The 14655-nt window shown below is 71.1% G+C and carries 11 protein-coding genes; 4 read left to right on the top strand and 7 right to left on the bottom strand.

Features of this window, described 5'->3' with window-relative positions; translation table 11 throughout:
• Positions 1 to 23 precede the first annotated feature (23 nt).
• Positions 24 to 1079 (top strand): sensor histidine kinase, encoded by a 1056-nt coding sequence (locus ACFWNN_RS43090; RefSeq protein WP_382445776.1) that lies wholly within the window; start codon positions 24 to 26, stop codon positions 1077 to 1079.
• Here ACFWNN_RS43090 and ACFWNN_RS43085 read toward each other — a convergent pair whose 3' ends face one another.
• The 5 genes from ACFWNN_RS43085 to ACFWNN_RS43065 all read right to left on the bottom strand — a co-directional run bounded on the left by ACFWNN_RS43085 (position 1080) and on the right by ACFWNN_RS43065 (position 7249).
• Entirely contained in the window at positions 1080 to 2606 is a 1527-nt protein-coding gene (locus ACFWNN_RS43085; RefSeq protein ID WP_382445775.1) for a helix-turn-helix domain-containing protein, read from the bottom strand.
• Positions 2603 to 3664: a DUF917 domain-containing protein gene (locus tag ACFWNN_RS43080; protein ID WP_382445774.1), complete on the bottom strand. Its 1062-nt coding sequence runs from the start codon at positions 3662 to 3664 to the stop codon at positions 2603 to 2605. The genes ACFWNN_RS43085 and ACFWNN_RS43080 overlap by 4 nt, the downstream gene beginning before the upstream one ends.
• Before the next feature lie 10 nt (positions 3665 to 3674).
• Complete coding sequence (locus tag ACFWNN_RS43075; protein WP_382445773.1) at positions 3675 to 5204, bottom strand: hydantoinase/oxoprolinase N-terminal domain-containing protein; 1530 nt, start codon at positions 5202 to 5204, stop codon at positions 3675 to 3677.
• Position 5205: 1 nt separating this feature from the next.
• Positions 5206 to 6522, bottom strand: a complete 1317-nt coding sequence (locus ACFWNN_RS43070; RefSeq protein ID WP_382445772.1) for a purine-cytosine permease family protein — start codon at positions 6520 to 6522, stop codon at positions 5206 to 5208.
• A 115-nt stretch (positions 6523 to 6637) separates the two neighbouring features.
• Positions 6638 to 7249: a hypothetical protein gene (locus tag ACFWNN_RS43065; protein WP_382445771.1), complete on the bottom strand. Its 612-nt coding sequence runs from the start codon at positions 7247 to 7249 to the stop codon at positions 6638 to 6640.
• Between the two features lie 174 nt (positions 7250 to 7423).
• Between ACFWNN_RS43065 and ACFWNN_RS43060 the strand changes: the two genes are divergently transcribed.
• Genes ACFWNN_RS43060 through ACFWNN_RS43050 form a run of 3 tightly spaced genes read left to right on the top strand, consistent with a single transcriptional unit; the run spans position 7424 to position 13645 of the window.
• Positions 7424 to 8830, top strand: a complete 1407-nt coding sequence (locus ACFWNN_RS43060) for a TIGR02677 family protein (protein WP_382445770.1) — start codon at positions 7424 to 7426, stop codon at positions 8828 to 8830.
• Positions 8827 to 9876: a TIGR02678 family protein gene (locus ACFWNN_RS43055; protein ID WP_382445769.1), complete on the top strand. Its 1050-nt coding sequence runs from the start codon at positions 8827 to 8829 to the stop codon at positions 9874 to 9876. Before ACFWNN_RS43060 ends, ACFWNN_RS43055 begins: the two co-directional genes overlap by 4 nt.
• A complete protein-coding gene (locus tag ACFWNN_RS43050; RefSeq protein ID WP_382445768.1) occupies positions 9869 to 13645 on the top strand; it encodes an SbcC/MukB-like Walker B domain-containing protein in 3777 nt (1258 codons plus the stop codon). The genes ACFWNN_RS43055 and ACFWNN_RS43050 overlap by 8 nt, the downstream gene beginning before the upstream one ends.
• On the opposite strand, the gene ACFWNN_RS43045 is transcribed toward ACFWNN_RS43050, so the two are convergent.
• Together ACFWNN_RS43045 and ACFWNN_RS43040 are read right to left on the bottom strand one after the other, a co-directional pair.
• Positions 13629 to 14147, bottom strand: a complete 519-nt coding sequence (locus ACFWNN_RS43045; protein WP_382445767.1) for a hypothetical protein — start codon at positions 14145 to 14147, stop codon at positions 13629 to 13631. The genes ACFWNN_RS43050 and ACFWNN_RS43045 overlap by 17 nt on opposite strands.
• Positions 14144 to 14644 carry a hypothetical protein gene (locus tag ACFWNN_RS43040; RefSeq protein ID WP_382445766.1) on the bottom strand — a complete coding sequence of 167 codons (501 nt, stop codon included), beginning with the start codon at positions 14642 to 14644 and terminating at the stop codon, positions 14144 to 14146. Before ACFWNN_RS43040 ends, ACFWNN_RS43045 begins: the two co-directional genes overlap by 4 nt.
• Positions 14645 to 14655: the final 11 nt, after the last annotated feature.

Raw genomic sequence — 14655 nt, 5'->3', positions numbered from 1 at the left:
AAACCGGCAGTATCGTCACCCGCGTGAGGCGAGCCGCGGATCTGACGCCTGCGCTGCTCGTCGCAGCGCTGGGGATCTGGCGCGAGCTCACGCTCGACCTGCCGGACCGGCTCGTGGTCACGTCGATCGCGTTCTACGTGACGATCCACCTGCTGTCCGCGGTGGCGTTGTGGTGGCGGCGCACGCGTCCGGTCGAGTCGAGCCTGGCCGTCGCCTTCCTCTCCCTGCTCACCCCGACCTACGCCTCGCTGGTGTCCGCGTACTCGGTCGCCGCGTACGCCCCGCGCCACCGCTGGCTCGTGTTCGCGCACCCCGTGACGTGGGCGATCGGCGCCGGGGCGTGGGTGGTGCCGAACCTCGCCGCCCCCGGCCTGATCGTGATCGCCGGGCTCGCGGGCCTCTACGTCGGCACGCGGCGGATGCTCGGGCAGGCGCTCGCCGAGCTGAACCGCGAGCTGCTGACCGAGAAGGTCCGCGCGGACCAGCGCACGCGGCTCGCCGGCGAGATGCACGACGTCGTCACGCACCGGCTGAACCTGATGATCCTGCACGCCGGGGCGTTGCGGATCGCCGCGCCGAACGACGGCGTGCGCGACGCCGCCGAGGAGCTGCGCACGGCGGGCTGCCAGGCGCTGGCCGAACTGCGCGACCTGGTCGGCGTGCTGCGGTCCGGCCAGGCCGCGCGGATCCCGGACGTGCTGCCGGACCGGTTGTCCCGGCTCGTCGCCGACTCCGCGCTGGAGGTCACGCTGACCGAGCACGGCGACGCCGACACCATCTCCCCCGCCGTGCGCCGCACGATGTACCGGGTCGTCCAGGAGTCGCTGACGAACGTGCACAAGCACGCCCCCGGCGCGCACACGGAGATCACCATCCACAGTGGACCGAGCACGGTCCGCGCGGTCATCCGCAACACCAGGCCGTCCGCGACGCCGGGGCTCGCGTTGCCCGGCACCGGCTCCGGGCTGCTCGGGCTGCGCGGCCGCGTCGAGATGGTCGGCGGCACCCTCACCGCCGGTCCCACCGACGACGGCGGCTTCGAGGTGGACGCCGTGCTGCCCGCGTTCGTGCCGACCTGATCACTCGTCGCCGGCGCGCACCGCCCGGCAGGCCAGGTGCACGGCCAGCCGTTCGTCCGGGTTCAGCAGGCTGACGCCGAGCAGCTGTTCGACGCGGTTGATCCGCTGCGCCACGGTGTTGCGGTGGACCTTGAGCCGCACGGCCGCCGACGACGTCACGGACTCCTCGTCCAGGTAGATCGCGAGCGTGCGCAGCAGCTGGCCGTCCTCCACGCCCGCCAGCGGCTCCAGCAGCCGGGTGGCCTGCTCGACCAGTGCGGGCGTCTCGGCCGCCATCGACAGCAGTCGCCGCACGCCCAGCTCGTCGATGTGCACGACCTTGGCCGTGCCGGTCATCCCGGCGGCCTCGCGGGCCTCGGCGAGCGTCCTGCCCACGCCGGACACGCCGTGGTGCGGGCGGCCGATGCCGGCGACGAGCGGGCAGCAGCCGAGCGCCTGGGCGATCCTCGTGGTGAGCTCGCGGTGCTGCGACTGCGGCGGCTCGGAGTCGTTGGTGAGCCAGAAGCTCCAGCCCTCCGCGCCCTCGACCAGCTGGCCGTGCAGGCCGCGGCGTGACAGTTCGACGCGCAGGCTTTCGGTGGTGGCGGCGTCGGGCAGGCCGGTGACCGGCATCGCGTAGATGCCCGTGTGCCAGCCGTCGAGGCGCCAGCCCGCGAGCACCGCCTGCTGCACCAGCTGCGGTGGCACGTCGTCGCCGGAAGCGAGCAGTTCGGCCAGCAGCGAGCCGCGCGAACGGGCCTGGCGTTCGGTGTCGAGGCGTTCGGCGGCGACCCAGCTCCCGAGCGCCCACGACGCGACCTGGCTGATCTGCAGCACGGTCTCGGCCCAGCGCTTGTTGCGGCCGGGGCCGTGCGAGACGAGCCACAGGTGCACGTGCCCGGTCCGGTCCACCTCCACCGGCACGGCGACCGCGAAGCCCTCGTCGATCTCGGCGGTGGCGGCGACGGACCCGGCCAGCAGGTCCGCCGGCAGGCCGGGCGGGGAGGCGCCCTCGATCGCGGTGCCGTCCGCGCTGATCACCGCGCAGCTCACGTGCAGCTCGCCGGACAGGATCGTGATCACCGAACGCGGGTCGGTCCGGCTGCGGCCGAGCCGCGCGGTGACGGCGTTGAGCAGCCTGGCCGCGCTGATCTCCGGGCGCCGCACGGCCGTCCGGAGGGCGTCCGCGACCAGCAACGGGTCGTCGGCGGTGATGTGCAGCAACGGCACGCCGAGGCGGTTCGCGAACGAGAGCGTGGCGGCCGAGGGTGGTTGGTAGGCGCCGGTCGTCGGTTTCACCAGCACGACCGCGCGCACGTCCGCGCTGTACGCCCGCCGCAGCGCCACCTCGACCAGGTACGGCTGGTGCCCGGTGAGGATCACCAGGTCGCCCGCCGCGCACGCCTCGACGGCCGTGAGGTCCGCCGCCAGCCGCACGTCCCCGACCTCGGTGCCGATCCCGCGTTCGCCCGCGAGCAGCTCCGCCCCGCCGAGCACGCCGATCTCCAGCAGGTCCCTGACGGTCAGGGAGCCGGCGTCCTCGATCACTCGGCGCCCCGGAACGGCACGTAGCCGAGGTCGTAGCCGAACGCTCTCGGGTCGACCCTGGCGCGCAGTTCCTCCGGCACCCATTCGGGTGGCGATGGGAGCGCTACCACGTCGATCACCGCGCCGAACCCGAGCCGTTCGGTCGTCAGCGGGTGACCGGTCTCGGCGTCCAGACAGCACAGCAGATCAGGCGTCGTGACCAGCGGTTCGCCGTCCACGAGCGCGACGAGGTACTCACCCTGCATCTCCAGGCGCACGTACGCATCGTCGGCGTCCAGGCGGCGCAGCGCCACCGTTCCGCGTGGAAAGTCGCCGACAGATTCACGCCAGACCTCGACGACTTTGCCCCTGGCGAGCAGAAAACCGCCGGATCTCCTGGCCCGCTCCTCGACGGAGAGCTCGGCGCACGACCAGATCTCGCCAAGTGAGAGCGCTCTCGCAAGTGAGCCCGTGATGCCTGCTCCGACCGCGTCCGCGAGCTTGAGCGGCTTCGCGACCATCATCGCCCAGCCGCCGAAGTCGACCATGACGGTGCGGGCGAGCTTCTCGATGCCGGTCGCGTCGAGCACCGCGCGGTTGCCGCCGGGTTCGGTGATCGCGAGCGGGGTCGTGGGCAGCCCGGCCGCCGCGTAGGTCGTCTGGTCGATCCGGGGGAACGCTCGCCCCATGCCGTCCACGTCGACGTACGGCAGGCCCAGCCGGGCGGCCAGGATCAGCGGCAACAGGCCGTTGCACCCGCCGATCTCCCACCCGATGACGGCCGTGACGGGCGTGGAGTCGTGTGCCTGCAACGCCTTGAGCGCCTCCTCGGCCTCCCGGCCGCTGGGCAGCTTCTCGATCATCACGGTCGGCGCGCCGATCAGGCCCACCCGGATGCCGTGCCCCTCGGGGTCGGCCTCCTCGGGCGTGAGGACCGTGACGGGTCCGCTCTGCCGGATCTCGTGCCGCAGCATCGCGGCGAACGCGTGGGTCTCGTGCTCGCCGCCACCGCCCCCGCTGCCGAGCACGACCACGCCCAGGGCGAGCCGGTCGACGTCGTCAGGCCCGAGCAGGTGCATGCGCGAGACACTAGTGGCCGGGCAGCAGATCACCCACCGCACGCGCCCGCACCCGGCTCGCGTTTCCCGGGAGGTAGGCGAGCGGGATCTCCTCGACCTCGACGATCCGCACGCTGCCGGCCCGCGCGCCCGCCGCGACGGCCCGGTCCACGGCCTCCTGCCGGGCACCGTCGAGCACCTCGTCACGGGTGCCGGGCGCCATCGTGAAGACGCGGTCGACCTCGCCGCCGACCTGCGCGATCGCGGCTCCGATGGCGCCCGCGAAGGCGTGGTGCTCCGGCCGGACGATCTTGCTCGCGCCCTCGAGCCGCTGGACGAGGAAGCCCGCGCCGCCGACCAGCACCACGGGCAGCGGTTCCGGGCTCGTGCGCATGCGGTCGAGCCGTTCGGCGATCTTGGCGTTGATCTGGTCGAGCGTCTGCCGCACGAACGTTCGGTCGAGATGGCGCACCCGGCTCGGGTCGCCGATCTCGGCGAGGCCCGCGGCGACCGCGACGTCGGTGGCGGTGAGCGTGTCGCCGCCGAAGACCAGGGCCTCGGTCGCCAGCCGGAAGCCGACGCTGTCCGGGCCGGTCCGGCCGTCCCGCACCACGCTGCCGCCGCCGAGCCCGGCCGAGAGCACGTCGGGCATCCGGAAGTTGGTGCGCACGCCGTTGATCAGCACCTCGGACGACACCTCGCGCGGGAAACCGTTGTGCAGCACGCCGATGTCCGTGGTCGTGCCGCCGACGTCGATCACCGCGCAGTCGTCCGTCCCGGACAGGAACGCGCCGCCGCGCATGGAGTTCGTCGGCCCGGACGCGAACGTGGCGACCGGGTGGCGGCGCGCGTGGTCCAGGTCCATCAGCGTGCCGTCGTTCTGGCTGAGGTAGAGCGGGGCGTCGACGCCCTGCGCGGTCAGGGACTCGACTAGCCCGTCGGCGATCTGCCCGGCCAGCACGCGCAGGGCGGCGTTGATGATCGTCGCGTTCTCCCGCTCCAGCAGGCCGAGCCGTCCGATCTCGTGGCTGAAGCTGACCAGCAGGCCCGGGTTCTCCTCCGTGAGGATCTCCGCCGCCCGGCGCTCGAACTCGTTGCTGACCAACGAGAACACCGACGAGATGGCGACGGACTCGACGTTCCTGGCGACGAGGTCGGCGGCGACCGCGCGCAGTTCGTCCTCGTCGAGCGGTGAGATGACCCGGCCGTCGTACTCGTGGCCGCCGTGGCAGAGGTACGCGTGCCCGCCGATGGCCTCCCGCAGCGGCTGCGGCCAGTCGACGAACGGCGGAAGTGCCGTGGTGGCGGGAAGTCCCAGGCGGACGGCCGCGGTGCGCGCGAGGTTGCGGCCTTCGACGACGGCGTTGACGAAGTGCGTGGTGCCGATCATGACGGCGGTGACCTGCCGCGGTTCGAACGCGTGCCGCAGCCCGCTGACCGCCGCGACGATCCCGCCCGTCACGTCCGCGGTCGTCGTCGCCTTGCTCGCGGCCAGGACCGTGCGGCCGTGCACGAGAACGGCATCGGTGTTGGTGCCGCCGACGTCGATCCCGATGTGCATGTCAGGCGGCCTTCGCTTCCCCGGCCACCTTGCGGGTGGTGGCCCGGCGCGTCCGCATCCGCAGCAGGTCCAGCCGCCCGGCGCACACGTACAGGCCGAACGCGAGCACCAGCGAGTTCACACTGGACTGTCCGAACGGCAGCAGCTCGGCGACGATCGCCGAAGCGGGCCAGATGACCACCGTCGCGGGCACCCACGAGGGCGCCGACCGCGGCACGAACGGGCGCGTCGAGATCATCTCGTTCCGCCACCTCCGCACCACGTGGTACTCGGCCATCATGATCCCCGCGACCGGTGGGAACACCACCCCGAGCAGCACCAGGAAGTGGGTGAACTGCTGCACGATCCCGGCCGCCGCGAGGAAGCTGCCCGCGCACCCGACCATGACCGTCACCTGCGCGCGGCTGATCCGCAGGCCGAACACGGCGTCGAAGAAGTTCACGAGCCCGAGCGAGGCCGAGTAGAGGTTCCAGTCGTTGATCTTCAGCACCGCCGTCACGACGATCAGCGCCCCGATCCACCCCCCGGACGTCGTGATGACGCCCATGACGTCGGTGGTGCCCAACGCCCGTGCGAGCAGCACGCCGACCAGGCTGATGACCCACTCGCCGGCCGTGATCCCCAGAACCGTCTGCTTGACGACGTCCCACCCGTTGCGGTGGAAGCGGGTCATGTCCGGCGCGATCGCCGCCCCGACGATGAAGCTGCCGGTCACCAGCGTGATCGCCGTCAGCATCCCGATCGAACCGCCCGGCGGCGCGCTGAACGCGGCCCCGACATCGTTGACGTGCACGAGCAGCACCCAGCCCAGCAACGCCAGGAACGCGGGCACCGCCACGTACGAGGTCCACGCCATCCACCGCACCCCGTAGGCGGCGATGACCGTGGCGATGATCCCGAACACCAGGGCCCACACCGGTGCCGGCAACACCCCGGCGGTGCTCGCGAGCGCCGCCCCGGCCAGCCCGGTCTGCACCCCGAACCACCCGGTGCAGGACAACGCGATGATCAACCCGAGCACGGCCGACCCGGCGTGCCCGAACCCGGTCCACCGGCTGAGCAGCGCCGTGGAAAGCCCTTCCCGCTGCCCGATCACCCCCACGCCGACCGCGACGACGTTGAGCAGCACGGCCCCGATCGTCAACGCCAGGAACGCGTCCCAGAACGACATCCCGAACCCGAGCGTCGCCCCGAGCAGCAACTGGCTGAGCGCCGTCGTCTGCCCGAACCGCTGCGTGGCAACGGACAACCACCCGTGCCGCGCCTGATCCGGCACCCGGCTGAGGGCCTGATCATCACGCCCGAGAAGAGCGGCCACGACCATCCCTCCGCCCCTGTGATCGACAACCCGGACAGTAATAGCCCACCCACGATCGAGCTACAGACAATCTGCACAGTCGGCTGAACAACCACGTTGCGAAGCGCACACCCGACTAATTCATCGCCAGCGCAATACGCCGCCGCGCCACCAGCCGAGTCTGATGCACGTCCAGGCTCACCCCGAGCCCCGGCCGCCGCTCGAACCGGTCATAACTGCGGCTCAGCAGCCAGTGAGCGGCCTCCGGAGTGATCAACTCCAACCGCATCTCGTCCCGCAGCCGGGCCAGCGCCTCCTCCACCTGACGCGTGAGAAAGGCGTGCCGCGTGAGACTCCCGCTGATTTCGTCGATCATGAAAACCATCGCATGAGGCACATCCCCGTACGCATAACTGCACAACAGTGCCAAATACCCGGCGTCGATGGACCGGTCCCCGATCCAGCACTCCCCGAATGTGAGCGCTCCCAGATCCCACTGCGGCCCGGCCTGGTGAGCGGCCGCCTCCTTGGCCCACCCTCCTGGCCGCCCGGGCAGCAGGTGACCGAGCGCGGTGAGGAGCGCGGCACTGCGCCGGCTCGGCACCTCCTCCAGGTGCCGGACCACCACCTCCCACAACTCCTCGTTGTCGGCGAAGGGCCCCGCGAACGCGCTGACCTGAAGCTCGACCTCCAGCGGATCGGTCAGCTGCGGCAGCGGGCGACCGGCGTCCACCACCGCCTGCTGCATGGGGGTCAGCCTCGTCCGCATGGCGGGAGATTAGGCCGATCGGCGCAACGCGGGGCGTTCGCCGATCAACGCCACCACGTGGATCACCCGATGGTGATCACCGCTCGCTCCGCACCGACCCCGGCGCCCAACCTGTCACCCGAAAGCCCTACTGCGCCAGCTACGGTGGCACAGGTGACGACGTTTCCACGGGTGCCCGCGGACCTGTTCCGCTTCACCACGACCCCGCAGGCGGAGCTGCACACCGCGGTGATGCGCGTGCTCGGGGTGGCGAACGAGCGCCTGGAGACCGTCCTCACCGCCGACGACGTGCAGCAACGGCTCCGGAGCGTGGGCTGGGCCGAGCAGGTGACGGACGAGGAGCTGCAGGCGTCCCTCACCGCTCTCCGCCAGTGGGGGCTGGTGGACGCGAGCCAGCACCGGTACGGGCTGACGAAACTCGGCGAGGCGGCGTGCGAGGGGCTGAAGCAGGCCGTCACCACGCTGGCCGCCACCGGGTCGTTGCAGACCGCGGTGCTCGACGCGATCGCGGCGCGGCTCGCGGAGCTGGCGGAGCCGTTGAGCGACAGCAGGACGTTCAGCGCGGTGATGGAGCTCGAAGGGCACCTCGACGCGTTGACGACGGGCACCACCAGGTTCAACGCCGACCTCCAGCGGCTGCTCCGGGACGAGCACGCGGACCTCGACACGTTCCAGGACGTCAAGCGCACGACGGTCACCTACCTGCGGGACTTCATCGCGGACCTGGACGCGCGCAAGGTGAGGATTCGCGAGACGGCGTCGGCACTCGACCCCGCGGAGCTGCACGCGAAGGCGCTCAACGGAGCCGGTCTGCTGAGCGACGACGACGTGTGGCTGCAGGAACGCAAGGAGCGGTGGAAGAGCCTCAAAGCGTGGTTCTTGGACAACCCTCCGCGCGTCGATGAGCTGCAGGACGTGTCACGCAAGGCGATCGTGCAGCTGCTGCGCGTGCTCGACCGCATCAGCGAGCAGCGCAAGAAGCCCACGAACACCGCGGCCGACTTCCGCGCGCTGGCGCAGTGGTTCGCGCGGACCGAGACCGAGGACGAGGCGCACGAGCTGTTCAACGCGGCGTTCGGGCTCTACTCCGCACGGCACGCGCACCTCGCGCACGCGGACGGCGAGCTGCTGCCCAGCGCCGAGGCCTGGGAGAACACGCCGCCGGTGCCCGTGTCGCCGCAGCTGCGGGCGACCGGCAAGCAGGAGCACATCGGCGCCACCGGCAAGGTCCGCGACGTCGGCGAGGTGCGGCGGAACCGCCGTGAGCAGGCGGAACGGGAGCGCGCGGAGCTGGAGCACGCGTGGTCGCTGATCCAGACGGACGGCGCGATCCGGATCTCCACGCTCACCAACCTCGACCACGACACGTTCCACCGGCTGATCGACCTGGTCGGACGGGCGCTCGGCAGCGATCCGGACAGCACCGGCACGCGCTCGGCCGGCACGAGCGACGGCCGGATGCAGATCAACCTCCGCAACGCCCGCGGCTGGGCGACCATGACCACCCAGAAGGGCACCTTGAGCGGGCCTGACTACGTGATCGACGTGCAGAGCCGATGAGCCGCACGGGAAACCAGCTCGCACGGCTGGAGAGCGAGGAGGTCGCACGGGGTGTGCGGCTGCTGCTCGCACGGCCCTTGCTGACCGCACGGCAGGACCGCGACGGGTTCGACCTCATCAGAAGGCGCCGCGAACCGATCACGAAGTGGTTCGACTACTACTGCGGCTGGCGGGTCGTGGTCGAGCCACGGGCCGGATACGCGCGGCTGTTCAAGACGACGTCACGGCCTGATCGCACGCGTCCGGCGTTCGACCGGCGCCGGTACGTGCTGCTGTGTCTGGTGTGCGCGGAGCTGCTGACCACTCCGACGACGACGCTCGACGACCTGTCGGCGCAACTCCCCGACTTCGACCCAGCGCGACGAAGCGATCGCAACGCGTTCAACGACGTGCTGACGTTCCTCGAAGAACACGGCGCGGTGGAGCTGAACGAGCAGGTCCAGGCCGATCCGACGCTGATCACGCGGTTGCTGTCCGCGCCGGTGCCGCCCTCCACTGTGGACACGCTCGAGGATCTCACCCGCGAGACCCGCTACGACACCGCGCACCGCAGCCTGTGGCAACGGCACTCGGTGATGCGCAGGCTCATCGACGATCCGGTGCTCTACAAGGACGACCTGAGCGCCACCCAACTCGCGTTCCTCAGCTCGCCGGCCGGACGTAAGGTCGTCCAGACGGGCATCACGCTCGCCGGCTGCACGCTGGAGGAGCGCAAAGAGGGGTACGTGGTGGTGGACACCGACGCCATCGCCACGGACACGAGGTTCCCGGACGACGACAACAACGCGAAGGTCGCCGCGTTGTTGTTGCTCGACCGGTTGGCACTGGGGCCCGCGACAACAGAAGATCTGGTCGAGGAATCACGCGAGCTGCTGACCAAGTTCCGGACGTGGGCGAAGGCCTACCAGTCGGACGGCGGTGCGGACAGGCTCGCGGCGGACGGGATCGAACTGCTGGAGGCGTTCGGGCTCGCGCGCACGGAGAACGGCACCGTTCACAGGCTGCCCGCCGCAGCCCGGTACGCGGTCGAGGAGCTGCATGACTGACCGGTGGCAACCCAGCCGCGCCGGCATCATCAACGTCTGGCGCTACTACGACGAGATCTTCTCGTTCTACCAGGGCAGACTGCTGCTCAGGGGCCCCAACGGCACGGGCAAGTCCAAAGCGCTCGAGCTGCTGCTGCCGTACTTGTTCGACGCGAACCTGCGTCCGCACCGTTTGTCGACGTTCGGCAGTGCGGACCGCACGATGCACTGGAACCTCATGGGCGAGGGCGCCCAGGGCAACAGCACGCGCGTCGGGTACGTGTGGCTGGAGTTCCAGCAGGGCGAGCAGTGGTTCACGTGCGGTGCGCGGCTCCAGGCCACCACGAACACCTCGAACGTCGGCGCCACCTACTTCACGACGTCCCAGCGGGTCGGCGACCTGGCGCTGGTGAACGAGTCCGGCCGCCCGCTGACCACCACCGACCTCGCGGCCGCCATCGGCGAGCACGGCGTCGTGCACACCTCACCGGCCGATTACCGGAACACGGTGCGGACGACGTTGTTCCCCGGCGTGACCGAGCAACGGTACGACTCGCTGATCACGGCGTTGCTCCAGCTGCGGACGCCGAAGCTGTCCGAGCGGCTCGACCCGAGCGTGCTGTCGTCGTTGCTGTCCAAGGCACTTCCGCCGCTCGACCAGTCCGACCTGACCGAGATCGCCGAGGGGTTCGAACGCCTCGACCGCCAGCGCGAGGGGCTGCGGCGGCTCGACGACGAGATCACCACCGCCGAACGGCTGGCGGGCGTGCAGCGCGTCTACGCCCAGCGGGTGCTCGGCGTCGCCTCCAGGGCGCTGGAGACGTCCACCGAGCAGTTGGAGGACCTGACCAGGGCCGCGCGCATGAGCGAGCGCCGCTACCAGCGTCAGATCACGCTGACCGACGAGGCGTTCGACCAGCTCGCGGCGCTCGGCCGGGAGGCGAGCGCGGTCGACGCGGAGATCTCCGGCATCTCCGACCTGCCCGGCTACCAGGAGGGCAAGCAGCTCGACCTGTTGCGGCAGCAGCTTTCCGCCGCGAACGCGCGTGCGTCGGAGGCGGCCTCACACGCCGCGAAGCTGCGCGCACGGGCCGTGGCCGACGAGGAGCAGTCCCAGCAGGCCAAGTCCGATGCGGCCGCACGCGCTGATGAGCTGCGCCGGTCCACCACGCTCGCACGGGAGGCCGCCGACCCGGCGGGCATGCACTCCGTGTTCGAGGAGATCGAGTCGGGTACCGACGCGCGGGCGGCACGGCAGCTGCTCACGACGGCCGTCGAGGCCCGTTCGGCCGAGATCAACACGATCACGCGGACCGTTGCCGCGCACAAGAGAGCTGTCGACGCACGGGACGCCGCCCGCCGACGGCTCGATGAGACCCGCGACGAGCTGGAGCAGGCCAACGAGGCGGAGGTCCTGGCGCAGAAGGCGTTCGAGCAAGCGTTTGCGAGGTTCCTCGCGGACTTCGACACGTGGGCGCGCGGCTGCGCGGAGCTGAACGTCATCGAGCACGGCGCGATCGTCGAGGCCGCCGCGATGGCGCGGGAGGAGTTCAGCCGCATCGAGGCACGGCTGGACGAGACGCGCGAGTCGTTGAACGGCCAACTCCTGCAGTACCGGTCCATCCGGGAGAAGCTCGCCAACCAGGTCGACGTGCCACCACCGGCGCCTTACACCCGTGACGGCGCCTATCGCGCGTCCGCCGCGGGCGCTCCGTTGTGGCGGCTGGTCGACTTCCGTCCCGGAACCCCACCGGCGGTGTGCGCCGCGGTCGAGGCCGCGCTGGAGGCGTCCGGCCTGCTCGACGCGTGGATCACCCAGGACCCGTCGTTCGACGTGCGCGACCACGACCGCTTCGGCGAACCGCTGCTGGTCAGCCCCGCTGCCGGCACGACGCTGCTGGAGGTGCTGGTCACCGAGGACGAGCGCTGCCACCGCTTCCTGGAGACCGTCGCGTTCGGCGACACGGCGGCCGGGCACTCGGCCGCGATCGGCGCGGACGGCACGTGGCGTCTCGCGAACGCCCACGGCAGCTGGTCCAAGCCCTTCCCCACCTACATCGGCGCCGACTCCCGCAAGCGCGCCCGCAGCGGCCGGATCGCCGAGCTCACCGGCCTGATCGAGCAGCTCGCGACCGATCTGTCCGGGGTGGACGCCGCGCGCAACCAGATCGCCGTGCGCCGCGCGACGCTCGCGGGTGAGCTCGCGCGGCAGCCCTCGAAGGACCCGATGGAGGCCGCCGAGGAGCAGCGCGACAAGGCCCAGCTGCGGTGCGCGGCACGGGAGGACGCCGTCGCGGCGGCCACGAGGCTGGTGGCCGAGGCGGAGGCCGCCGTCGCCCGGCACACGGCGAGCACGGAGGTCCCCGACGCCGACGAGCTCGCGGCGTTCGGCAGCTCCTGCCACCGCTGGCTCGACGACCGGCACGACGCGTTCACCACCGAGGCGCTGGCGGTCGAGGCCGGCAGCCGCGCGTCGCTCTCCGGCACGCTGGCCGACGAGGCCGAGGAGACGTCGGCCGCCCGGCAGCAGGAGGCCACCGACCTCGCCATCACGCTGGAGACCGTCGAACGGGCGGCGGGCGCGGAGTTCCACGCCCTCGACCAGCAGCTCATCTCGTTGCGCGCCAAGGCACACGACATCGCCGAGCAACGCGATCTGCTGCAAGACAAGCAAACGGGCCTGGCGCGCACACTCGGCACGTTGGAGGAGAAGCGCAGAACGGACACCGCACGTGCCGCGGAAGCCACCGTGGTGCACGAAGCGGCCGAAACGCGCTATCGCCACCTGACCAGCGCCCACCTGCCCGCCGACGCCGGGGAGGTGCCGGACGTCGTCATCGACCCGCGCCTGATCCGCGACTCGGAGTCCAAGCTCGGCATGGCCGTGCACGAGGCGCAGCAGCAACTGGCCGGACGCATCGAACTGTCGTTGGACCCCGACGACGACGTGACCGTTCTGACCGCGACGCTGGACGGCGCGCGCATGGGCGCACACGCGTTGTTGCAGACGTTGAAGGCCGAACGCGACCGCATCCGCACGCACATCACGGACGTCGAGCGCGACCTCTTCGACCAGACCCTCACCGGCGACACCCGCAGGCACATCGCCCAGCGCATCCAGGGCGCGTCCGAGCTGGTCGGCACGATGAACCACCGGCTGGAACGCGTCCAGACCGCGTCGGGCATCCGCGTGCAGCTCGACTGGCAGGTCGATCCGCAACTGCCTCCCGGCACCCGCGAGGCCCGCGACCTCCTGCTGCGTTCAGACCTGAACGACGACGAACGCGCGTTGCTGCACCAGTTCTTCCGCGAGCGCGTGGAAGAGGCACGCGCACACGACTCCGCAACGGGCTGGGAACAACAACTCGCCCAGGTGCTCGACTACACGACGTGGCACCAGTTCGTCGTGAAGGTCGACCGGGGCGAAGGCTGGGTGCCGGTGACCAAACGCGTGCACGGCGCGTTGTCCGGCGGTGAGAAGGCCATCGTGCTGCACCTGCCGTTGTTCGCCGCGGCGGCCGCGCACTACCACGCGACCCCGACCGCACCCCGGCTGATCCTGCTGGACGAGGTGTTCGTCGGCGTCGACGCGACCAACCGCGGACAACTGCTGGAGCTGCTGGTCAACTTCGACCTCGACCTGGTGCTCACGTCGGACCACGAGTGGTGCGACTACCGGGAGCTGACCGGCATCGCCATCCACCAGCTCACGACCGGCACGGACGGAGACGACGCCGTCACGACCGTGCGCTTCACTTGGGACGGTCACAGCCTCACGGCCGATGACTGAACAACGCCAGCAGTTCTCGTTGGTCTTCGTTGAGCAAGGGGTGGGGTCGCGGGTAGATCTCCGCGGCCTCCCACAGCTCTTCGCGCACGCTGGACGCCGTACCGATCCTGCGTCCACGCGCGCGCAGGTCGTCCATGAGGTCCTTGGCCTCGAACAGGTACACGGCGTCGATGACCAACGGCCGTGCGGTGCCCACGGAGCTCTCCGGGGCTGACTTCGGACCGGTCAGGACGAGGTAGACCTCCGGGCCGCCCTCCTCCTTGAGGTCGAGGATGCTCTCCCGCTTCGGGTACCACCGGATGGTCACGGTGCGGCCGTCGGGCAGCCGTCCGTCGATGCTCGCGTTGGCCTGCGGCTCCAGTGCGATGCCGAGGATCCGGGCCGCGATCCAGTCGCCGAGGTGCCCGGTCGTGGCCGGGCGCCGGATGCACGCGGACAGCGCCGCGTCGATGCTGTTGCGCGCCCCGATCAGCTTCGCCACGCGCCTCACGTCCTCCGTCATCGCACTCCTCCGCTGCGTTGCATGGCATACGCACGCACAGTCCGCGGCACCTCAAGCCGTACGGTCTCCACGGCTCCTATGCGGTCAAGCCTCCGCACGAGCACACGGGCCGACGCCCGTGCGTCCTGCAACGCCGTTCCCTTCGGCACGTCGAGCGGCCCGGTGCAGAGCCCCGGGACGGTGACGTCGTGGCCCAGACGGGCGTACTCGGCGGTGAGGAAGCCCTGGCAGAAAGCCAGGTCCTGGGCTGCCAGCACCCGGCCGGACAGACGGGCGGCGAGCTCGCCGGCGATCCCGGCGAACTGCGGTGCCCTGCGCACGTCGGCGGGGCTGAGGCCGTGCCGGGGGCCGAAGTCGCGGCGCGGGTCGACGAGCGTGCACCACTCGTCGGTGCGGCGGCCCGCCCGGTCGAGGTGCACGACGGCCACCTCGATCACCCTGTCTCCCGGAGCGGGTCCCGTGGTGGCGACGTCGACGACCGCGTACCCCTTGCCCATGCCGGGATGTC

Source organism: Lentzea sp. NPDC058450, assembly GCF_042721395.1.
Taxonomy (GTDB): domain Bacteria; phylum Actinomycetota; class Actinomycetes; order Mycobacteriales; family Pseudonocardiaceae; genus Lentzea.
This window is presented reverse-complemented; position numbering and strand designations above follow the sequence as displayed.